The organism is Rhizobium sp. J15, from assembly GCF_002531825.1.
GTDB lineage: Bacteria > Pseudomonadota > Alphaproteobacteria > Rhizobiales > Rhizobiaceae > Rhizobium.
This window is the reverse complement of record NZ_NWSX01000020.1, coordinates 23,831-44,524: the sequence shown is the minus strand read 5'-3', so window position 1 is coordinate 44,524 and position 20,694 is coordinate 23,831. Positions and strand designations below refer to the sequence as shown.

Sequence of the window (20,694 nt, the reverse complement as noted above, 5' to 3'; positions counted from 1 at the left end):
TCTTCCAGAGGCCCTCTCCGGCGTGAAACGTGCACTCATCCTCCTGAGGCGCAGGGCGATCAGCAGCATTCCGGTGCTGCTGATCGTGGTGGTCTTCACCTTTTTCCTGCTCGAATCCGCCTCGGGCGACGCCGTCGACGCCTATCTCGGCTCGATCGGCGGCGGCGATGCGGCACTCAGGCAGTCGCTGCGCGAGAGCTACGGCCTCGACCAGTCCATGCTCGCCCGCCTTTGGCTCTATCTTTCCTCGTTGGCGCGCTTCGATCTCGGCTGGTCGGTCGCCTTCGGCCGGCCGGTCGGTGCGTTGATCGCCGGGCGCCTGCCCAACACGCTGCTCCTGATGGGCAGCGCGACCGCGCTTTCCTTCGGTCTCGGCTCGGCGCTCGGCATCCTTGCCGGCGCCCGGCCGGGCAGCCTGCAGGACCGGCTCCTGTCGATGGGCTCGCTGATCGTCTATGCCATTCCAAGCTTCTGGCTTGGCCTTATCCTCAGCATCGCCTTTTCGGTGAAGCTGCGCTGGTTGCCGATCGCCGGCATCGAAACGATCGCTTCGGGCAAGACGGGGTTTTCCCGCGCGCTCGACATATCAGATCATCTGGTGCTGCCGGTCGGCGCACTTGGTCTTATCTACCTCGCCTTGTTCCTGCGGGTGATGCGGAGCAGCATGGCGGAGGCGTGGAAGCTCGATTTCGTGCTTTTTGCCCGCGCCAAGGGACTGTCGCGCAGCCGCATCGTGCTGCGCCATGTCGCGCGCAATGCGCTGCTGCCGCTCGTCACCATGCTCGGGCTGCAATCGGCGGCCATGCTCGGCGGCAGCGTGGTGATCGAAAGCGTTTTCGCCATTCCCGGTTTCGGGCGGCTGGCGCAGGAGGCGGTCAGCGGCCGCGATGCGCCGTTGTTGATGGGCATCGTCGTCACCAGTGCCGTTCTCGTCATCTCGGTCAATTTCCTCGTCGATCTCGTCTATGCCGCGCTCGATCCGCGCATCGGTGCGTCGGAGGGCGGCGCATGAGCTGTCTCAAGCGCCTCCTCGGCACGCCGGAAGGCATGGCCGGGCTTGTGATCCTTCTCATCCTGCTTTTGGCCGGGCTCTCCGCGCCCATCATTTCGCCGGCTGATCCGCTGAGGATCGCCGGCCGGGCGATGCTTGCGCCCTTCACCGATCCGGCCTTTCCGCTCGGCACGGACCGCCTCGGCCGCGATGTGCTCGCCGGCCTGCTTTATGGCGCGCGCACCTCGCTCGCGGTCGGTCTCGCGGCAGCCTTTTCGGCCATGATCATCGGTGTCTGCGTCGGCATGGCCGCCGGTTTTGCCGGCGGGATCGTCGACGAGGCGCTGATGCGCGTGGTCGACGCCTTCCAGATCGTGCCGGCCTTTCTGCTCGCGCTCGCCTTCGTCAGCACCATCGGGGTTTCGACACCAGTCGTCGTGCTTGCCATCGCGCTTGGCGCCTGGGCCGATCCGGCACGCCTGATGCGGGCGCAGGTGCTGGCAATCCGCGAACAGGATTACGTCGCCTCGGCCAGGGTGATCGGCATGCATCCCGTCGAGATCGCCTTCCGCGAGATCCTGCCGAATGCGCTGCCGCCGGTGCTGGCGCTCTCCGCTACCATCGTCGCCGGCGCGATCCTCACCGAGGCGGCCCTTTCCTTTCTCGGTCTCGGCAATCCCAATATCGCCACCTGGGGTTCGATGATCGCCGAGGGCCGCAGCGTGCTGCGCTCGGCCGCCTATCTCTCGGTCATCCCGGGCGCAGCACTTGCCGTGACCGTGCTCGGCGTCCATCTCTTCAGCGAGGGTCTCGGCAAGGCGCTTGGCGACGGCGGGAGGGCGGCATGAACGGTATTTTCTGCAGCCTCAGACAGCTTTCGGTCACCTACGGAAGAAACCGTGCTGCCGCGCTCGATCGTATCGATCTTGATATCAAGACCGGCGAGAGGCTGGCGATCGTCGGCGAAAGCGGCTCCGGCAAGAGCACGCTTGCCCGCGCGCTCGCCGGTCTGCTGCCCGAGGGGGCGAAGGTTGGCGGCGAGATGTTCTGGCCCGCATTTGGTCACCTGCCTCGCCCCGGCCGCGATTTCGGTTTTGTCCTTCAGGATCCGGGCGTCAGCCTCAATCCGGTGCTGACGATCGGCGAGCAGATCGCCGAAGGCGCCAGACGCCATCTCGGCCTCGGCTGGAAACAGGCTTACAGCAGGGCCGCGGAACTGCTTCAGCGCGTGCGGATGCCGCAGCCGGACAAGGCGATGCGCGCCTTTCCGCATCAGCTTTCCGGCGGCCAGCGCCAGCGGGTGGCGATCGCGGCGGCAATCGCGGCAAAACCGGCGCTGCTGATCGCCGACGAGGCGACGAGCGCGCTCGACGTCGTGGTCCAGGCGGAGATCGTCCGCCTGCTCGACGGGCTGGTGCGCGAGGATGGCATGACGCTGCTCTTCATCACCCACGACATCGCGCTCGCCTCCGGTTTCGTCGACCGCATCGCCGTCTTCCACAATGCGCGGCTGGTCGAGACGGGGCCTGTCCGTTCGGTGCTCTCATCACCGGCGAGCGACTATACCGCCGCCCTCATCGCCAGCCATCGCGACCTGACGACGCCGCCGCTGGTCGCAGGGGGACCGTGATGAACCCTGCTCTGCTTTCCATGGAAAACGTCTCGAAAGGCTTTTCGTCCTCCGGGCGCAAGGTCGCCGCTCTCGACAAGGTCTCGCTGACGATCGCAGCCGGAGAAACGCTTGGCCTCGTCGGCGCCTCCGGCAGCGGAAAATCGACGCTGTCGCGCATCCTCATGCGCCTTCTCCCGGCAGACGCCGGTGCGATCCGTTTCGAGGGAGAGGATTGGCTCGCGCTGAACGGTACGCCCCTGCGCCGCAAACGGGCGCGCATGCAGATGGTGTTCCAGGATCCGCTCGCGGCTTTCAATCCGCTGGCGACTGTCGGTGCGGTTCTCGATGATCCGCTGCGTATCCACGGCATGGTTCCGAGGCAGCGGCGCGCCGGCGAGATAGCGATGTTGCTCGAACGAGTAGGCTTGCCTACCGACTATGCCGGCCGCCCGGTCCGCGCCCTCTCTGGCGGCCAGCGCCAGCGTGTGGCGATTGCCCGGGCGATCGCGACGCGGCCGTCGCTCCTGGTGCTGGATGAGGCGGTCTCTGCGCTCGACGTCACCCTGCGCGGCAGGATCCTCGAACTTCTGGTCGGCCTGCAAAAAGAGCAGGGCATTGCCTGTCTCTTCATTTCGCACGATCTTGCCGTGGTTCGCGCCGTCTCGCACCGCATCGCCGTCATGGATGGCGGGCGGATCGTCGAGACCGGTCCGGCGACGGCCGTCGTCGCCGCGCCGCAATCGGCGGCCGGCCGCGCGCTCGTGGCAGCCGTCCCGCGTCTCGTCACCGATCCGTCCTGAAGGAGGCGTCCATGTTCGATCTCGGTTGGAATCCCCTGCACGGCGTCCCCTCCTATCCTGCGGAGCGTTACGCCGTACTCGCCGACAGGATCGGCGGCATATTGCAGAGCCGCAACGACATATTGCTCGTGCAGGCCGAGGCCGTGGTGGCGCTGGAGGCGGCGGCCGTCAGCCTCGCCCGTCCCGGCCTCTCGGTCCTCAACATCGCCACCAGCGCCTATGGCGGCTGGTTCGGGCAATGGCTGCGGCGAGGCGGCGCGACGGTTCATGATATCGCCGCCGGACCGGGCCTGCCGATCGACGTCGAGGTGATCGCCAGGGCACTCGATGCCGGTCCTCACGTCGATGTGCTCGCTCTGGTCCATGCGGAATCGGCGAGCGGCATTCTCAACCCCCTGCCCGAGATAATGGCGCTCGCCCGCGCCTGCGGCATCGTCACCGTCGTCGATGCGGTCGCCTCGGTCGGCGGCCATCGGCTTGAGGTGGACGACCTCGGCATCGACATCGCGGTGATCGGTCCGCAGAAGGCGCTCGGCGGTCCGGCCGGTGTATCGGCGCTCTCCGTCAGCCGCCGTGCCTGGGAATTGATCCTGAGGGACGGCGCGCCGCGCAATTCGATCCTGTCCCTGGCCGATCTGAAGACATGGATCGACGGCGGCAGGCAGGGCCTGCCGGGCACGCCGGCGCCGCTGGAATTCTTCGCGCTGGAGACAGCGCTTGGCCGTGTCGAGGCTGAAGGTATCGAAAGCGTCATCGCCCGCCATGCGTTGGCGGCATCGGCGACACGGGCGGGTCTCGCCGCGCTCGGCGCCGCGGCCTGGGTGCCGCCGGCAAAGGCTTCGAACCTGGTGACGGCGGTGCCGGTGTCGGAGGCGTTGGAGCCTGCGGCCCTGATTGCCGCTGCGGCGCGGCTGGGCGTCGAGCTGACCGAAAGTGTCGGGACCGCTTCTGCCCGCCTCCTGCGACTGAATCACACAGGTCCGCGGGCCGTATTTCAAACCGTGCTCGCGAATGTCGTGGCCTATGGCGCGGCGCTCAGACAGGCCGGCCATCCAGCGGATATCGCCGCCGCCTCGGAGGCGATATCCGCCGCTTACAGCCGATGAAAGCTGCATGCGGGCCTTGATAATCGCGGCTCGGCAAGGCAGGACAGTGGGATCGCGGAGACTGGAACCAGATGACGACATTGCTGGATGCGCAGGGCCTGGAGATTGTGCATGCGGGGCATCGAACCCGTCTGAAATGGCACCGGTTGCGCAAGCGGTTCGCCGATCCGCTGTTTTCCGCCGAGGTCATGGCGGAGGGTTTTGCCGCCGGCGCCTCGATGGAGCTCGATCTGCGGGTGCGCGCCGACGGCGGCTTCGTCGTGCTGCATGACAAAGAGCTCGAAGGCGAAACGACGGGCCGTGGACCGATTGCCGGCAGCAGCATCGGTGATCTCCGTGATATCAGAATGCAGGAAGGCGGCTGGCCGCTGATCCTCAGCGAGGATCTCGCCGCCATGATGCAATCGACGCATCCGGCCGCACTGCTGCAATTCGACATGAAGGACGATTATGAGACGATTGGCGCGAAGGGCATCGAGCATCTTGCCGAGCATTTCCGGGATATCGCCGCCTCGGTGATCGTCAGCGGCGGCAGTCTCGATCTCATCGTCGCGGTCAAGGAAAAGCTTCCGCATCTGTTGCGCGGTATCGATCCGACCGACAAGCTTTACGAGATCGGGAAAGCCGGCGGCTGGAAGGCCGTCGAGGTGGAACTGCGCGCCGATCTCAGCGGCCCGACCGAGCCGGACACGATCTATCTCCATTGGCCGCTGATCCTCAATGCCGCCAAAGAGGGGCTGGATATGATCGCGCTCTGCCAGGACCATGGCAAGTGGGTCGATGCATGGACCTTTACGCTGAAGAATCCGGAGGCTGGCTTCAGCGAAGAGGAATGGCAGAATTTCTCGGCGCTGATGGCGCTCAAGCCGGATCAGATCACCACCGATGAGGCGCCGGCGACCGAACGCGCCTGGCGCCTGCGTGTGGCGAGTTAAGCGGAAACGGGCGCCAGCCCTTCGATGTCGAGGATGAAGGCGAATTCGCCGGCGAGCCCCGGCGAATGGGCGATCACCGGTCCGCCTTGCGCAAGCAGTTTCTCGACCGGCGGCATCGCCACCATGGCGCCTGCCTCTTCGGCGATCAGCGCGCCGGCGAGCATGTCCCATGCATTGAGATGGCGTTCGTAATAGAGATCGGCAGCGCCTTCGGCGACGCGGACGAGGTCGATGGCGGCCGCGCCCATGCGGCGATAATCCATGCCGCGCTCGTGGAGCCGCCTGGAGAGTGCGAGATAATCGTCGAAGCTCGTCTTGCGGGAATGGCCTAGAATGACCAGCGCGTTGGCCGGATCGGCGGTTGCAGCCGCATGCACCGGAAGTCCGTCCTTGAAGGCGCCGCTGCCGCGCACCGCGTGGAAGACCTTGTCCTCGGCGGCGTCATAGACCACACCGATCTCGACCTTGTCGCCGACGACGAAGGCGATCGAGACGCCCCAGTGGCGAAAGCCGCGGATATAATTGGTCGTGCCGTCGATCGGATCGACGACCCAGGTGCCGGCTTCGCCCGATCGCCCGCCGCTCTCCTCGCCCATGAAGGTATCATCGGGAAAGCGCGAGAGAAGCCCATCGCGGATCGCCTGCTCGGCCCTCCTGTCGGCGACAGTGACGAAATCCTGCAATCCCTTGTTTTCGACGGCAAGCGTGCCGGGATTGGAATCGCGCCGAAACCGCGCCGTTTCCCGTCCGACTTCGAGAGCGACGGCGATCGCGACCTCCGCCCGTGCGCGGATGGCGGCTGCATCCAATGCGGAATTCATCAGGCAGTCCTTCTTTTTATCAATGTCACCGGCGTGAACTCGACGCGCGCCGTCAGATCGGGTTCCGCGATCCGGCTCATCAGCAGATCGGCGGTCTGCTCGGCCTGGATATCGCAGGGTTGGCGGATGGTCGTGAGTTCATAGGCGCTCCAGCTCGCCTGCGGAATATCGTCGTGGCCGATGATGCGGATCGGCGGCGCATCATCGCGGCCGTGCCCCTGCATAATCCGGTCGATCACGCCGCAGGCCATGTAGTCATTGGCGCAGAAAAGCCCGTCGATGCCGGATGCGGTAAGCTCGCCTGCCGCGGCGTAACCGCTCTGGTAATCGTTGATCCTGATCTGCAGAAATTGCGCCTCGACGCCGAGCTGCCTGCAGCGCGCGATGAAGGCTTCGCTGCGCCGCCGCGCAGTATAGGATATGGCGGGAGCGGCCATCACGGCGGGCTTTCGCACGCCGCTGTCGATCAGATGGCTGGCCGCGAGATGGCCGGCCATGCGATCGTCGGAGATGATGCGGTCGACGAAGGGAATGTCGTTGCCTTTGTTGATCAGCACGATCGGCACGCCTTCGGCGGCGCACTGCTCGCAGATCTCGGTCGGCGGCGCGTCCGACGTGACGATGACGCCGGAGACGGCATAATGCAGTAACTGGCCGATGACGGTCGATGTATCCGCCTCCTGTGAGGTCGGCAGCAGGATGGGACGGAAATTGCGGGCGAGCAGCATCTTCGACAGATGTTCGATCTGCAGGGTGCGGAACGGATTGTCGAGGCCGGCGGCGACGAGGCCGACGAGATCGGAGCGTTTGTTGGTGAGGCTTCGGGCGAGATAATTCACCCGGTAGCCGAGTTCCTTGGCCGCCTGGTAGACCTTTTCGCGGGTCTTCGGCGAGACGCTGGCATCCGGCGTGAAGGCGCGCGAGACGGCGGCGCGCGAGACGCCGGCCACACGCGCCACGTCGAAAGAGGTTACCTTGCGCGGTCCCTTATCCCTGTCTGGCAACTGCTTTTTCCCTCTCTGCCGACGGCCGCATCAGATCGGGGAGATCCGTGCAGATGCCGAGAACCGGAAGTTTCATGATGTCGTCGAGAACGGCCGGCCGTTCCTCGTGCCAGAGCACGATCTCGCGGCCCGCCTCGAAGGCACGCTGCGTCAGCGCGTCGGTGACCAGATTCTGCGGCCGTTCCCCTGCCCTCTCCCAGCAGAGATGCAGAATATCGGCGCCGGCCTCGTCGCCGAGGAGATGCGGATCGTGGCCGACGCGGATCAGCACGGAAAGCGGGAAATCGCAGCCCGCGTCGCGGAGTTCGCGCACCTGCGCCGTATCGAAGGAGCCGAAGCAGGCGAAACGCTGGTTCATCTCGGTAAGATGGCGCCAGCAGAGCGGGCCGGTCCCTGATGCCTTGAGCTCGACATAGAGGCCGGTTCCGGTCTCGCGGGCAAGGGCGGCGACTTCTGAAAAACGCGGCACGTCGACGCCGTCGAGAGCTGCGAGCTCGGCCGCCGTCATTTCGGAAATGCGTCGGTCGATGCCGAAGACGCGCTCGAGATGATCGTCATGCGAGACGACGACCACGCCGTCGCGGGTCAGCTGCGTGTCGAGTTCCCACATCTCGGCGCCGAGTTCGGCGGCGCGGCGGAAGGCGGCGAGCGTGTTCTCGCGCTCATGGCCGCTGGCGCCGCGATGACCGATGCAGAAGGGAAGCCGGCCCTTGGCCGCCGGCCAGCCGTAACGCTCGAAGAAGGCTGAGAAATCGCGGGTCATCAGAGCCTCCCGCCCTGTTCGTCGAAGACGAGCACGCTGCGGCTGTCGATCGCCCAGCGAACGTCGTCGCCGACGTGGATATCGCTGCGCACCGGCTGGATCGAGCGCAGCAGCGGACCGCCGGCAAGAGCGACGTCGTAGAGGTTTTCGCGCCCTTGCGTTTCGGCGAAGGTGACCTTGCCGGAGACGGTCGTGTCGCCCGTCGGCGTAAAATGCTCCGGCCGGACGCCGAGCATCAGCTTCGTGCCCTCGGCGGCACCGATGGTGGCGGGCAGAGGCACGCGGATCTCGCTTTCCGGGATTGCGAAAGCGCCCTTATCCAAGACGCCGCGCAGGAAGGTGATCGGCGGGTTGCCGAGGAAGCCGGCGACGAAAGCGGTTTTCGGATCGTTATACATCTCGGCCGGCGTGGCGATCTGGACGATCTCGCCTTCCTTCATGATGGCGATGCGGTCGCACATGCTCATCGCCTCCACCTGGTCATGGGTGACGAGGATGGCGGTGATGCCGGTCTCGCGCTGCAGGCGGCGGATTTCCGAGCGCATTTCGAGACGCAGCTTGGCGTCGAGATTGGCAAGCGGCTCGTCGAGCAGCAGCACGTCGGGTTTGCGGATCAGCGCGCGCGCCAGCGCCACGCGCTGCTGCTGGCCGCCCGAAAGCTCGGCCGGACGGCGGCCCATCAGATTGGCGATCTGGACCAGGGCGGCGATCTTGTCGACCTCCTTGCGGATGTCTGCGGCCGGCACGCCCTTCACCTTCAAGGGGAAACCGATGTTTTCGGCAACCGTCATGTGTGGGTAGAGCGCATAGGACTGGAAGACGACGCCGACATTGCGGGCCTGGCTCGGCAGGTCGGTGACATCGCGGTCGCCGAAGAGGATGCGGCCGCTGGTCGGCCGGTGAATGCCGCAGACCGCAAAAAGCGTCGTCGATTTGCCGCAGCCGGAAGGGCCGAGCAGCGCCAGCATCTCGCCGTTGCCGACTTCGAGCCGCATATTCTCGATGACCTTGGTGGAGCCGAAGCTCTTCGAAAAATTGTCGAGGAGGATGCGCATCAGCCTTTGCTCCCGCCGCCGTAGATGTTCATGAGATATTTGTTGAAGAGCGCGTAAGCGATCAGCACCGGAATGAGGTAGAAGAGGCCGACTGCCTTGAACATATTGAAATCGTAATTGTTGTCGTCGGCGAGGAAGCCTGCGAGATAGACCGATAGCACCTGCACGTCATTGCCCGGCGCCAGCACCTGCGGCAGGATGAACTCGCCCCAGCCGGCGAGGAAGGAAAACAGGCCGAGCGCCATGATGCCGGGCTTGACCTGCGGCAGCACGAGGCTGCGCCAGACGCGAAAACGCGAAGCGCCGTCGACGACGCCGGCCATTTCGATCTCCCAGGGCACGGTGTCGTAAAAGCCCTTCATCAGCCAGATGCCAAGCGGCAGGTCGATCGCGGCCTTCACCAGGATGACGCCGATCAGCGAATTATAAAGCCCGATCATCTGCAGCACGATGAAGATGGCGATGATCAGCGTCACCGACGGGAAGGCATGCAGCACCATGACGCCGGCGAGGAAGAAGCCGCGCGCCGGCACGTTCAGCCGCGACAGCACGTAACCGGCCATCGACGAGACGATGAGCACCAGGCTCGTGGTGCAGGCCGAAAACAGCAGCGTATTGACCGTCACCTGCCAGATATTCGCCTTGCCCGCCGTCGTCTGCCACAGGAAGCGCCAGTGATCGAGCGTCACGCCGGAGGGCAGCAGCGCGCCTGCTTCCTTTACCGTTACCGTATCGAGGAAGAGATAGACATACATCAGAAGCAGCGGCAGGCTGACGATGGTGAGCGCCGTTATGACAGGCCAGCTGCTGTAATTCGCCGAGGGCTGCGATCGTTCGGCCATGGTCAATCCTCGATCAGGGGCTTGGCGACAAGCGTGCCGTAGTTGAAGACACGGAGATAGAGGAGCGACAGCACCACGCCGATGACGACGAGCACCAGCGCCATGGCCGCGCCCAGCCCGTATTCGAGATTGCCGGCATAATTCCTGAGCGCCGTGTGATAGGCGGCGAGCGCCCAGACCTCGGTCGCGTTACCCGGCCCGCCATTGGTGGCGAGCAGGATTTCGTTGAAGGAGGCGAGCAGCGACAACGTCTGATAGCAGGTGACGAAGAGGATCGGCCAGCGCATCTGCGGCAGGATGATGTAGCGGATCTGCTGCCAGCGCGAGGCGCCGTCGACCTCGCTTGCATGGAACTGGCTCTTCGGAATGGCCTTCATCGCCGAGGAGAACACCAGCATGCCCATCGAAGCGCCGATGAAGCCGTTGATCAGCACGACGAAGAACCAGGCATTGTAAGCGCTGTCGAGCAGGTAGTTCTTCGGGGGATAGCCGAACTTGCCCATCAAGACGGAGATGAAGCCGGTATCCCAGGCGAGCCATTTCCACAGCATCACATAGATGACGACGGGGGTGATGCGCGGCAGGAGCCAGATGCCGCGGAAGATCGAGGCGGGCGCCGGCGGCATGTAATGCGTCAAGACCGCCAGCACCAGCGCATAGCCGACATTGAAGAGCGTCAGCACCAGCGCGACGTAGAGCGCGGTGTTGAAGAGCACCCGCGCCATGTCGGGCGAGGTGGCGATGCGGGAGAAATTGTCTGATGTCCAGGTCCAGCCGGTATAGGTGGCCTCGGCCACCTTTTCCTTCTGTTCCGGCGTCAACTGGAGACCGAGGGTGTCCAGTGCCGAAAACAGCTGTTCCTTGCTGTCGAAGCGGGTGTTGACGACGGAGCGGTTGAACTGTTCGGAAATCTGCTTGACCTCGCGCGTCGAAGGCCGGTCGGCGAGGTCCTTGATCATGCGCTCGGCTTCGCGGCGCGTCGGGAAGACCTCGCCGGCATGTTTGGCGCGCAGCTCCGCGGCGATACCCGGCGCAAAGCCGAGACCCTCCACCGCCTTGAGGCCCGCCTCGTCGATCGCGTAGCGCGGTTCGGCCATCTCGGCGGCGATGTCCGGCATGGCCGATTTCAATGTGATCAGGGAATTCGGCGCGATCTGGTAGACGCCGCCGGAAATACCGGTCGCGGTCGTCATATTGGTCATCGAGAAGACCGCCGTCAGAACGACCGGCAGCAGGAAGAAGAGGACGATCATGACCGCGGCGGGCGCGATCATCACCAGTCCGAGCCTTCTGGACGATTTCATGGAAGCCTCCTCGCGGGACCGATCGGGCGGCGGGGTCGCCGCCGCCCGGAAGGATGCTTCTGTTTTAGCGAATGACGATCTTGTCGCCGAGCGTGTTTTTCAGCTCGCTCTCGGCATCGCCGATGGCGGCGTCGACGGTCTTGTCGCCGGTCCAGGACGCCTGAAGGTTCTTCCACATGATGTTCCAGTAGGTGCCGAAATCGGAGTTGTTCGGCATTGCATTGGCATGCGGCAGCAGGCGTTCGGTTGCCTCGCGAGCCCAGCGGTCGTCCGCGTAGAAATCCACTTCGGCTTCGGCTTCGGAAATGCCGAGATGGGCGGATTTGATCGCATGCAGCGCGTTGATGCGCGGCTCGGAGGCGATCGTGATAAGCTGGGCGGCGATCTGCGTATCTTCTTCGCTGTGTCCTGCGGTCACCATGTAGACGAGCGGATGCGTCAGCGTGTTGGCCTTGCCGCCCTCGCCGGCCGGGATCAGCGTGAAGACGATGTTGTTGAAGAAATCCTTCAGGCCTTCCTGGTTGACGAGACGGGCATAATGCCAGGTGCCGGCGTCCCAGATGCCGGCCTTGCCGGTGGCGACTTCCTTCCACCATTGATCACCCGGCATGCCGATGTGGTTCTTCTTGGTGACGCCCGACTTAACGGCATCGGAGATGAACTGATAGGTGCGGGTCATGGCCGCCTTGTCGAAGACGAGCTTGCCGTTTTCTTCCATCGTGCCGCCGAAGCTGGTGTAGAACTGCCAGTAATCAGGGCCGTTGCTGGGGCGCGGATAGAAGCCGTAGCCGGGCTGGACGAGGCCCTTGTCCTGCATCTTCTTGGCGTCTTCGAGCACGTTCTTCATGGTGTATTTGCCATCCTGAACGTTCTGCGGCAGCGCGTCGAGATCGGCGTCGCTATAGCCGATCGCCTTCATGTAAGGCTTCCAGAAGAACATCGGGCGAGATTCGGCATCCTGCGGAATGCCGTAGACGGCGCCGTTGTAGGAGGCGATCTGCATCAGGTTCTCGTAGATGCCGTTGAGCGGCCAGGCGTCGAGATCGACGTGATCCTCGATCGGAACGATAAGGCCGGCCTGCGACCAGGGCGCGATGTCTTCATGACCGCTGGCGACGATGTTCGGGGCGGTCTTGGCTTCCGCGGCAAGCGTCAGCGCCTGCTTGAAATCGTCCCAGCCGGAATAGGCCTTCTTCTCGACGGTGATCTTCAGGTCTTCACCCTTGAGGGCGGCTTGGCGCTGCAGCTGCTGGGCTGCGATCTCGATGGCGTCGAGGCGATAGACGTCGTTCGGGCCGGTGCCGCCGGCCCAGACGCTGATGGTAACGTCCTTGGCGAGTGCAAATGCGGAAGTCGAAGCCAGAATGGCGGCCGCAACGGTGAGGGACTTCAGTGTCGGCAAAATGGTCATTTTCTTCATCTCCCCAGAAGAGCAGTGTGAGGCCTCTTTGACGGGTCATCACTGGTGTTGACGACCGCTCCGAAAAACCCACGAAACGTGACAAGTCCCGCTCTATGGGCTGAACGTAACGGCCGAATGACAAAATTGAGCACGTGTGCAAAATTATTATGACGATGTTGGAGACGCGGTCAACTCCCGGCGAAAATACCGGATCGGTTGCGCGTGGAAATCCCTGCCGAAGAGGTGAAAATAGCCTGAAGGGAGGCCGGCCGGCGGCTTATCCGATCTCCGCCCAGAGTTCGCGGAGCATCTGGCGAAGCAGCAGCGCCTCCGCCCATCGGTCGGTGGTGTCGTTGCCGTCGGCGCCGGTGATCGCGTAGGGCTTTGGCCCCAATTCGCAGGTAAAGACCAGCACGTCATCCGCACCGGCGCGCTTGCGCCATTCCCGCATGCCGTAGCTCCACCATTGCAGGAACAGGTCGACCCAGGGGCGATGGTGCGGAAACGAGATTTCGATCTGGACCTGTTCGCGCGACGCGACCCTGCCGTGGAAGGCCCGGGCGTTGCGCAGGATGCGATGGATCATGGCGTGATTTTCCGCATCGACCGGATAGGCAAACTCGCGTGCGACGAGGAAATGCGAGAGGTCGGCAAGCAGCGGCAGGCCGGGGCGCCGGTCCAGGAGGTCGAGCGTGAAGAACAGATCCGTCGTCATCCTGTCGCGATGGGTCTCGATAAAGACAGGAATGCCGGCCTCGTCGGCGAGCTGCATCCAGCCGTCCAGCAGCGGCAGGCAATCCTCGACCCGGCGCGGGCGGATATCGGGCTGCAGGTTGATGTGGCTGACCGGAAATTCTCCGGCAAGTTCCAGCGGCAGACGCAGATCCTCGACGCTGCGGGGAAAGCAGGTCCCTTCGATCTTCAAGCCGGTGCCTTGCATGGCCTCGTTCAACCGAATGACGTCGGTACGGTTCGTGTAGTGGGCGCTGATACCGTCGAAGCCGGCTTGCGCGATCATCGCGATGTTTTCGTCGAGGCTGCGCTCGTGGCCGTTCGTATGCCCGCACTCCATTGCCCAGAGCGACTGGAAGATCAGCAGCTTTTGCATCACGCCGCCCTGGCGCTTTTCAGAAGCGCCTTGAGGTTCACGCCCGGATCGGCGAGAGCCGCCGGATCAAGATCGACGCCGGCTGCGATCAGCATCTCCGCCAGCTTGATCTCCTTGGCGAGGCTGTTGCCGAGACCGAGAGCCGCCGCAGCCACGAGCCGGTCTCCGTCGAGGTAGAATTCGAGTTCTCCCTCCGGCAGCGCACGGATGACGCTTCGGTGCGCCGGCTGCGGCAGTCCTGCCACCTGAAGACCAAGGTCGTACTGATCGGACCAGAACCACGGGATTGCGGCAAATGCATCCTGAGCGCCGGTCATATTGCGTGCGGCAATCTCGGCCTGGGCCCTTGCGTTTCGCCAGCTTTCGAAACGAATGTGCCCTCCCCCGGGTTGGGCGATCGCTGCGCAATCGCCCGCCGCGAAAATATTCGGCCTGCTGGTTCGAAGACAGGCGTCCGCCAGAATTCCGTTGCCCGTCGCCAGTCCCGCATCCTGTGCCAAGGCGGTCTCCGGAATAACGCCGATCGCCCCGATGACGAGATCGGCTTGCACCACATCGCCGCCGGCCAGCACGACGCCATCTCCGGTGATTTCGGCAATACCCCGATCCAGATAGAATTCGACGCCTTCGGCGGCGTGTCTGGCATGGAGCTTTTCGGCAAAGCGCGAGGGAACGGCACGCCCCAGCGGCTTTGGCGCCGCTTCGATGATGCTGACCGCGATGCCCTTGCCGCGAAAGACCGCGGCAAGCTCCATGCCGATCAGGCCGCCGCCGATGATCGCGACGCTTGCGCCCGAGCCGACATTGGCGAATATCGCTTCGGCGTCGGTGTGAGTGCGGAAGTCGAGCACGCGCTCCGCGCCGGGGCAGGCAAGCCGCCTCGGGCGCGCGCCTGTTGCAAGGAGCAGTTTTTCATAAGCCAGTACGCAGCCGTCGCTCAAGGTGACGGTGCCTGCATCAGCATCGAGCTTCAAAGCCGATACGCCCTTGGCATAGTCGATGCCGGCGGCTGCCAGGCTATCGAGCGTGCAGATCAGTTTCATCTGCGCCGTCTCGCCCATCGGCTTCGACAGCGGCGGCCGCTCGTAAGGCAGGTGAGGCTCGGCTCCAACAAGCGTGACCGATCCGGAATATCCTGCCTCGCGAAGCGCGAATGCCGCGCGGGTGCCGCACTCGCCCGCGCCGATGATGACAATGCCGTTCATGCAGGTCTCCATAAAAGAGCGGCCGGCGCTCGTGAGGAGGAGACGCCGGCCGGGGAGGATCAGTTCTTTTTCGCGTATTCGACCATGTTCTTCGGCGTGACCAGTTCGAAAGGCACCCAGACCTCCTTGTCCACGCTGTTGCCTTTCGCCAGGGCGACGGCTGCGTCCACCGCACTTGCCGCCTGTTGTTTGGCGTTCTGGAAGACCGTCACGTCAAGATCGCCCGCCGCCATCGCGGCCAGCGCATCCTGCGTCGCATCGATGCCGACGACGATGACATCGTCCATCGAGACGCCGGAGGCCTTGAGCGCCTGAATGGCGCCAAGCGCCATCTCGTCATTATTGGCGAAGATGAGGTCGATCGGCCGGCCGGCTGTGATCCAGTTCGTGGTCAGATCCATTGCATTCGTGCGCGTCCAGGCGGCGGTTTGTTCGTCGGCGATGGTGACGCCCTTGCAATCGCCGGCCGCCAGCGTTTCCTTGACCGACGAGGTGCGGTCGCGCGAGGCCTGATGCGCCAGATCGCCCATCAATATGTAAGCCTGCGCGTCGTTCGCCTTGCCTCTTTTCTTCAGCAGCTCGCAGGCGGCTTCGGCGCCGAGTTTTCCGGAGTCGGTCTCCTTCGATCCGACATAGGCCTGCTTTTCCGGCAGATGAGCGATATTTTCCGGCTCGAGATTGAGGTAGACGAGCGGGATTCCGGCCTTCCGGGCCGCCTCGCTGATGCCGGTGGCGGCAGATGTATCGGCGAGCGTCATGATGATCGCATCCACCCCTGACGCGATGAAGTTGTCCACCTGGCTGCGCTGTCTGGAAACGTCGGTCTGCGCATCCTCGATCTGAAGGCTGACGCCGTTCAGCTTGGACGCCTGGGCCTGAAGTCCCTCGCGCAGCAGCGTCTGGAAGTTGTTGTCGAAACTCTGCATGGATACGCCGATCGTCTCGGCCGAGGCAGCAGTCGTCGTCAGGGCGGCCAGGACGGCCGCCACACAGATGGATTTCATGTTTTCCTCCCAATGGGCGCCGGGCCGCCCCAACCATTCCGGAGGCCGTTCAGGCCTGCCGATGTTGCGGGCTCAGGTGAGAGCCACGCGAACCTCCCCGTCGACCACTTCAGCCGGATAGATTTTCAGGTTCTCGCAGGCGGGAAGCCTCAGCGCCTCGCCGGTGCGATAGTCGAAGGCGCCGGAATGCTTGGGACATTCTACCTCGAAATCCATGACCAGCCCGTCTGCCAGATGGATCGCCTCGTGCGTGCAGAGGCCGGCCGTGCAATAGACGCTGTCGTCGGGGCCGCGATAGATGGCGTAGGTGCGGCTGCCGTGATCGAAGCGGATGGCGCCTTCCTGCTCGATGTCGTCGAGCTTGCAAGCAGTGATCCAGCTCATTCGGCTGCTCCCGTGACTTCCATGCGGGCCTTGCGGGCCGCGAGTTTTTCCTTCCGCCGGCGGTAGCGTTCCTGCATCAGGGCCTCGCCTTCGGGCGAGCCGTCGTGCCAGGTGCCGAACCATTTATCGAGCGGGATCAGCGCATCGCCGTAATTCACCTCGAAATACTTGTGATGCAGGTAATGCGCATAGGCATGGCTGTCGACGAGCTTGTCCCCGCCGATCTCGACCTTGTCGAAGCCCACATGGCCGGGAATGGCGCCGAAGCCTGCATAATGCAGCTGGTAGAGCATGAGGATCGGATTGGACGGCAGGATGAGGTGGTAGAAGGCCGTGCCGAGATAGAGCAGGTGCTCGACCGGATGCATCGACAGCGAGGACCAGGGCGAGGGATTGACCGAGTTGTGGTGGACCGAGTGCACCCACTTGTAGAGGAAGGGCGTATGGATGAGCCTGTGGATGCAGAAGAAGTGGAACTCGTGAATGATCGGCACGACGAGCGCCACGACGGCAAGCGTCCAGGGGCGCTCCGTAAAGCTCAGCCAGGGCGCGTAATCGTTGGCGTAGGCCCAGAGCATGGCAGCCTCGATCGCCGTCCAGATCGTCACGCCCGATAGGAAAGTGCGCAGCATGTTGTCGACATTCTGGCGCTCGAACCAGAAGGCTTTGTTCTTCTGCTCGGATGGAAATTTTCCATTGTACTTGAAGCGGTTTTCCTGCCGCTTCAGCACATAGAGATGCACCTCGAAGGCGCCGTAGAAGAGCAGGACGCAGATCGCGTTGACCGCATAAAGCCAGGCGATCCAGCCGATGCCGAGCGTCCGCATCGTTTCCACCGGCGGGATGACCCAGGCCCAATAGGCGACGGCGGAGGCGGCAAAAATCGCATTCCAGGGAAAGAAGTAATGCGGCAGCCATTTCAGGATCGCCATCAGCCGCGGTGGAAACGCAAACAGCGGCGCGGTTTCGGCCGGCTGGTTCGGCGCCCAGTCGCCGCGCTTGTTGCGCGTGCCGAATTTCAGATCGTCCATTGCTCTCTCCTCCGGGCGGATGGAACCGTCCGCCCGCATATGCATCCTGATCGCAGGAGAGTGCCTTTCGCGCCGGGATGTCGCTGTCGACGCATCGGCTCTCCTCCTGTCTTGAAAGGTAGCAGGAGACGTTCGCGGCGACGAAGCCATTCTTGATCAAATTAGATCAAAGGCTTTCCTTGGTGATGGTGATGAAGCGGATGGGCGCGCGATCCGGTTCGATCTCGGTCAAGCCGATCCGGCGCAGCATCAGATCGAGCGATCGCCTGGCCTGCGCCTCGGGCGCCTGGTCCAGCACCACATCCATGACGCCGTCCTGCAGGGCGCTGCGGGTATAATCGGTGAGCTCGTGGCCGACGAAGAAGATGCCGCGCTCGCGCGCCTGCCGCCGCAGCACATTGATCAGCGCGGAATTGCCGCCGCCGGCATTATAGAGACCGGCAAGGTCCGGATACATCCGCAATGCCGAGGACAGGAGTTCAGCGCCGAGATGCTCTTCGTCGAGGCCGAATCCGAGGCACTGGAAGCTGGTGGCGCCGGAATGCTCGAGAAAATAGTCCGAAAAGCCACGGATGCGGTCGCGGTGTACCTGATAGATCGGATGACAGATTGCAAAGATGGGACCTGTCCGCCGCGCCATTCGGCTGACGAACAGCGCTGCCGTCCGGCCGGCGGCATAATTGTCGATACCGACGAATTCGCCCGTACGTTCCGAGGCGCGGGTAACGACGTGGACCACCGGCAAGCCCTGGGCGCTGACTTTCTCGACGGCGGCGCCGATCACCGGATTGCTCGGCACCGCCAGGATCAAGCCGGCGCGGCGCAGGCCGGCCGACAGAATGCGGCGCGCGATTTCTTCCGGCTTCATCTCTTCGGTAAAGCTGCGATGCACGATGACCAGCGGGTCGAGGGTTGCGGCGATCCTCTCGAAGGCGGCGGAGAGCCGCTGATAGAAGGTCGTTTCGGGACGCACCATCAACACCTCTATGCGCAGCAGGCCGCGATGGGTGTCCGGGAGCTTGCGGGGGTAATCCAGCGCGCGTGCGGCAATGATCACTTTCTCCACAAGTTCGGGGCGCACGCCGCCGCGCCCGTTCAGGACCCGCTCGACGGTTGCTGTTCCAACGCCCGCCTGGCGGGCGATGTCCCGATAGTTCGGCTTGCTCACTTTGCGATCCTCAAAGGACTCAGGCAGATTGGGGCTCCGTGGGCAGTTCCGCAATAATACCCGCTAAGGGAATCTGAAGTTCTTTGGATTGAAGCGGTTCGCGCTGATCGGCCTGAAACGTTCGAGGGGTTGGTCAATTGCGTTCCAGAGATAGTCGCCGGTGAGCGCGATATGGGCCCGTGGGAGCGGTGCGACCTGGAAAAGCAACTCGTCAGGAATAACGATACCCTGGCCGCGCACGTAATTGACAGCGCGGCTGAGATAGACGGTGTTCCACGGGATGATGGAGTTGGTGACGAGGAGACTATGCGATCGGCGATGCGCTTTGGCGAAAGCGACATCCTCGACAGACAGCGTGTAACGCGCCAGGCTCCTTCATAAACGTCGGGCGGCTCGAACAGAGTGGTGCGCGACTGCGCATCGAGGAAGGGGATCGCGCAACCGGGGAAGAGATTCTCGGCTCTCAAACCAGCATCGACTGCTGGGCGAAGATTCCCGCCATCGCGCCTTGCCATGATGCCGTGGTGACCGAGGGCATTCCGGGGTTGGCGAGGTCGCCGGCGGCGTAGATACCCGGCATGCTGGTCTCGCGGCGCTCATCGACCTTGAGGGCGATGCCGCTGGGCGTATCGACTGTGGCGAGGCCCAGTGATTCATGCAGGCTGGCGGACGGCTTGTTGCGCGGATGAGCGAACAGGATGTCGACCGCGACATCGGGGCCGGTATCGAGTTTGACGGTAGCGCTATGGCCCCCGTGATGGGCGATCCCGGTGATCCGGCCGTCGACCACAGGTATGCTGCGGCGAGCCAGATCGGCCCGGATTTCGGGCGGAATGTCGTGACCATCGGCGAACAGCGTCAACCTGTCGGTCCAATCATGGAAAAGCCTGGCCTGATTGTGCGACTGCGGACCGGACCAGACGAGGCCCCAATGCTGGCCGGCGACTTCGAAGCCGTCGCAATAGGGGCACGGCACGATGGACGTACCCCAGCTTTCGGCAAAGCCCGGAACATCAGGCATCTGGTCCGCGATGCCGTAGCTCAGGATCACGCGGCGCGCCTTAAGACTTTCGCCATCGCCAGTGAGGACGTTGAAATCGTCGATTGCGCCGGAGACACTGTCGGCCCGGGCACTGAACAGCTTGATCGTGGGATAACGCGCCAGCTGCTGCCGCGCCTCAGCCAGGATATCCAGCGGCGGCTTGTGATCGTGGCCGAGCAGGCCATGCGAGTGGCCAGCGAAGCGGTTGCGCGGTAGGCCGGTGTCGAGAACGGTGATCTTGCGGCGGGCGCGGCCGAGCTGCAGCGCGGCGGCGAGACCGGCAAAGCTGCCGCCGATGATGATGACGTCATCCATGGTGATAAGCTCCGTGCTGTTGAGGGAGACAGGATAAAATCCGTTCTTTGGCTTGCATATTTCCGATACTACGTGGTATCGTAAACTATGAATAACGATACTGTCAAGGATCTTAATGGTCGTGACCGAAAATAGTCGAGGCCGGCGCGGCCGGCCAGCCAACGAGGCGCTTGGCCAAACGATAGTCGACGCAGCGTACGAGCTCTTTGTGGAATTGGGTTTTCAAGCGACGACATTGGACAAGGTCACCCAGCGAGCGAAGATATCCAAGCTCAGCATCTATCGGCACTTCGAGAACAAGGAGGCGCTGTTCAGCGCGGCCGTCGCCGCCCGCTGCCATCAGTTTGCACCACAAGCCCTTTTTGAAGGCGTCGACGGTTCGGCCGAAGATCAACTCATGGCGGTGGGATCATCCCTCCTTCGCACGCTGTTGAGCCCGGACGTCCGCAGTGTCGAAGCCATGGTCATGGCCGACAAGACGAATCAAAAGTCGTTAAGCAAGCTCCATTACGAAGCCGGCCCCGCCCATGTCGTCGCCCAAATCGAGGCCCTGTTGTGTCAGTTGCATGCGAAGGCGGTTCTGAACGTGCCCGATCCTCTCCAGTCCGCCCGCTTGTTTGCCGCGCTTTTCAAAGGATCCGATCTCCTGATTATCGCACGCTTCGATGAGGCGAGAGCAGAGGACGACAACGAAATCGAAGCCTATTGCCGATCCGCCGTCACCATGTTCATCGCCGCGCACGGTGGCAGCGGCCACGCGGGCGGATAGCCTAGTTAAGAACGGATCAGAACAGGATATGGC

22 protein-coding genes are annotated in these 20,694 nt (G+C 63.6%); 7 read left to right on the top strand and 15 right to left on the bottom strand.

The window, feature by feature from the left end; all coding sequences use genetic code 11:
* Positions 1–22 precede the first annotated feature (22 nt).
* From CO670_RS18335 to CO670_RS18310, 6 genes are all read left to right on the top strand, one after another.
* Positions 23–1,012: an ABC transporter permease gene (locus tag CO670_RS18335; protein WP_097591554.1), complete on the top strand. Its 990-nt coding sequence runs from the start codon at positions 23–25 to the stop codon at positions 1,010–1,012.
* Positions 1,009–1,839 (top strand): ABC transporter permease, encoded by an 831-nt coding sequence (locus CO670_RS18330; RefSeq protein ID WP_097591553.1) that lies wholly within the window; start codon positions 1,009–1,011, stop codon positions 1,837–1,839. Before CO670_RS18335 ends, CO670_RS18330 begins: the two co-directional genes overlap by 4 nt.
* Positions 1,836–2,621: an ABC transporter ATP-binding protein gene (locus CO670_RS18325; protein WP_097591552.1), complete on the top strand. Its 786-nt coding sequence runs from the start codon at positions 1,836–1,838 to the stop codon at positions 2,619–2,621. The genes CO670_RS18330 and CO670_RS18325 overlap by 4 nt, the downstream gene beginning before the upstream one ends.
* The gene (locus CO670_RS18320) at positions 2,621–3,403 is read left to right on the top strand and encodes an ATP-binding cassette domain-containing protein (RefSeq protein WP_097591551.1); all 783 of its coding nucleotides are present in this window, start codon (positions 2,621–2,623) and stop codon (positions 3,401–3,403) included. The genes CO670_RS18325 and CO670_RS18320 overlap by 1 nt, the downstream gene beginning before the upstream one ends.
* Before the next feature lie 11 nt (positions 3,404–3,414).
* Positions 3,415–4,509, top strand: coding sequence for an aminotransferase class V-fold PLP-dependent enzyme (locus tag CO670_RS18315; RefSeq protein WP_097591550.1), 1,095 nt, complete (start codon positions 3,415–3,417; stop codon positions 4,507–4,509).
* Positions 4,510–4,580: 71 nt separating this feature from the next.
* Positions 4,581–5,444 carry a glycerophosphodiester phosphodiesterase family protein gene (locus CO670_RS18310; RefSeq protein WP_097591549.1) on the top strand — a complete coding sequence of 288 codons (864 nt, stop codon included), beginning with the start codon at positions 4,581–4,583 and terminating at the stop codon, positions 5,442–5,444.
* On the opposite strand, the gene CO670_RS18305 is transcribed toward CO670_RS18310, so the two are convergent.
* From CO670_RS18305 to CO670_RS18235, 15 genes are all read right to left on the bottom strand, one after another.
* Entirely contained in the window at positions 5,441–6,265 is an 825-nt protein-coding gene (locus tag CO670_RS18305; protein ID WP_097591548.1) for an inositol monophosphatase family protein, read from the bottom strand. The two genes, CO670_RS18310 and CO670_RS18305, sit on opposite strands and share 4 nt — an antisense overlap.
* Positions 6,265–7,269, bottom strand: coding sequence for a LacI family DNA-binding transcriptional regulator (locus tag CO670_RS18300; RefSeq protein WP_097591547.1), 1,005 nt, complete (start codon positions 7,267–7,269; stop codon positions 6,265–6,267). The genes CO670_RS18305 and CO670_RS18300 overlap by 1 nt, the downstream gene beginning before the upstream one ends.
* Complete coding sequence (locus CO670_RS18295; protein ID WP_097591546.1) at positions 7,253–8,032, bottom strand: glycerophosphodiester phosphodiesterase; 780 nt, start codon at positions 8,030–8,032, stop codon at positions 7,253–7,255. The genes CO670_RS18300 and CO670_RS18295 overlap by 17 nt, the downstream gene beginning before the upstream one ends.
* The gene (locus CO670_RS18290; RefSeq protein ID WP_097591545.1) at positions 8,032–9,087 is read right to left on the bottom strand and encodes an ABC transporter ATP-binding protein; all 1,056 of its coding nucleotides are present in this window, start codon (positions 9,085–9,087) and stop codon (positions 8,032–8,034) included. Before CO670_RS18290 ends, CO670_RS18295 begins: the two co-directional genes overlap by 1 nt.
* On the bottom strand, positions 9,087–9,929 hold the full coding sequence (locus CO670_RS18285; RefSeq protein ID WP_097591544.1) for a carbohydrate ABC transporter permease: 843 nt from the start codon (positions 9,927–9,929) through the stop codon (positions 9,087–9,089). The genes CO670_RS18290 and CO670_RS18285 overlap by 1 nt, the downstream gene beginning before the upstream one ends.
* Before the next feature lie 2 nt (positions 9,930–9,931).
* Positions 9,932–11,233, bottom strand: a complete 1,302-nt coding sequence (locus CO670_RS18280) for a sugar ABC transporter permease (RefSeq protein WP_097591543.1) — start codon at positions 11,231–11,233, stop codon at positions 9,932–9,934.
* Positions 11,234–11,297: 64 nt separating this feature from the next.
* Positions 11,298–12,644, bottom strand: a complete 1,347-nt coding sequence (locus CO670_RS18275; protein WP_097591542.1) for an extracellular solute-binding protein — start codon at positions 12,642–12,644, stop codon at positions 11,298–11,300.
* A 268-nt stretch (positions 12,645–12,912) separates the two neighbouring features.
* The gene (locus CO670_RS18270) at positions 12,913–13,743 is read right to left on the bottom strand and encodes a xylose isomerase (RefSeq protein ID WP_097591541.1); all 831 of its coding nucleotides are present in this window, start codon (positions 13,741–13,743) and stop codon (positions 12,913–12,915) included.
* Positions 13,743–14,948: an FAD-dependent oxidoreductase gene (locus CO670_RS18265; RefSeq protein ID WP_097591540.1), complete on the bottom strand. Its 1,206-nt coding sequence runs from the start codon at positions 14,946–14,948 to the stop codon at positions 13,743–13,745. The genes CO670_RS18270 and CO670_RS18265 overlap by 1 nt, the downstream gene beginning before the upstream one ends.
* A 59-nt stretch (positions 14,949–15,007) precedes the next feature.
* The gene (locus CO670_RS18260; RefSeq protein ID WP_097591539.1) at positions 15,008–15,952 is read right to left on the bottom strand and encodes a substrate-binding domain-containing protein; all 945 of its coding nucleotides are present in this window, start codon (positions 15,950–15,952) and stop codon (positions 15,008–15,010) included.
* A gap of 72 nt (positions 15,953–16,024) precedes the next feature.
* Complete coding sequence (locus CO670_RS18255) at positions 16,025–16,336, bottom strand: MocE family 2Fe-2S type ferredoxin (protein ID WP_088674778.1); 312 nt, start codon at positions 16,334–16,336, stop codon at positions 16,025–16,027.
* Entirely contained in the window at positions 16,333–17,367 is a 1,035-nt protein-coding gene (locus CO670_RS18250) for a sterol desaturase family protein (RefSeq protein WP_097591538.1), read from the bottom strand. The genes CO670_RS18255 and CO670_RS18250 overlap by 4 nt, the downstream gene beginning before the upstream one ends.
* Before the next feature lie 166 nt (positions 17,368–17,533).
* Positions 17,534–18,535, bottom strand: coding sequence for a LacI family DNA-binding transcriptional regulator (locus CO670_RS18245; protein WP_097591537.1), 1,002 nt, complete (start codon positions 18,533–18,535; stop codon positions 17,534–17,536).
* Positions 18,536–18,598: 63 nt separating this feature from the next.
* Positions 18,599–18,889: a Tn3 family transposase gene (locus CO670_RS18240; protein ID WP_280951360.1), complete on the bottom strand. Its 291-nt coding sequence runs from the start codon at positions 18,887–18,889 to the stop codon at positions 18,599–18,601.
* Between the two features lie 109 nt (positions 18,890–18,998).
* Positions 18,999–19,892, bottom strand: coding sequence for an NAD(P)/FAD-dependent oxidoreductase (locus CO670_RS18235; RefSeq protein ID WP_097591536.1), 894 nt, complete (start codon positions 19,890–19,892; stop codon positions 18,999–19,001).
* 121 nt (positions 19,893–20,013) lie between these two features.
* Here CO670_RS18235 and CO670_RS18230 point away from each other — a divergent pair, with 121 nt between their 5' ends.
* Positions 20,014–20,661 (top strand): TetR/AcrR family transcriptional regulator, encoded by a 648-nt coding sequence (locus tag CO670_RS18230; RefSeq protein WP_097591598.1) that lies wholly within the window; start codon positions 20,014–20,016, stop codon positions 20,659–20,661.
* The last annotated feature ends 33 nt before the right edge of the window (positions 20,662–20,694 follow it).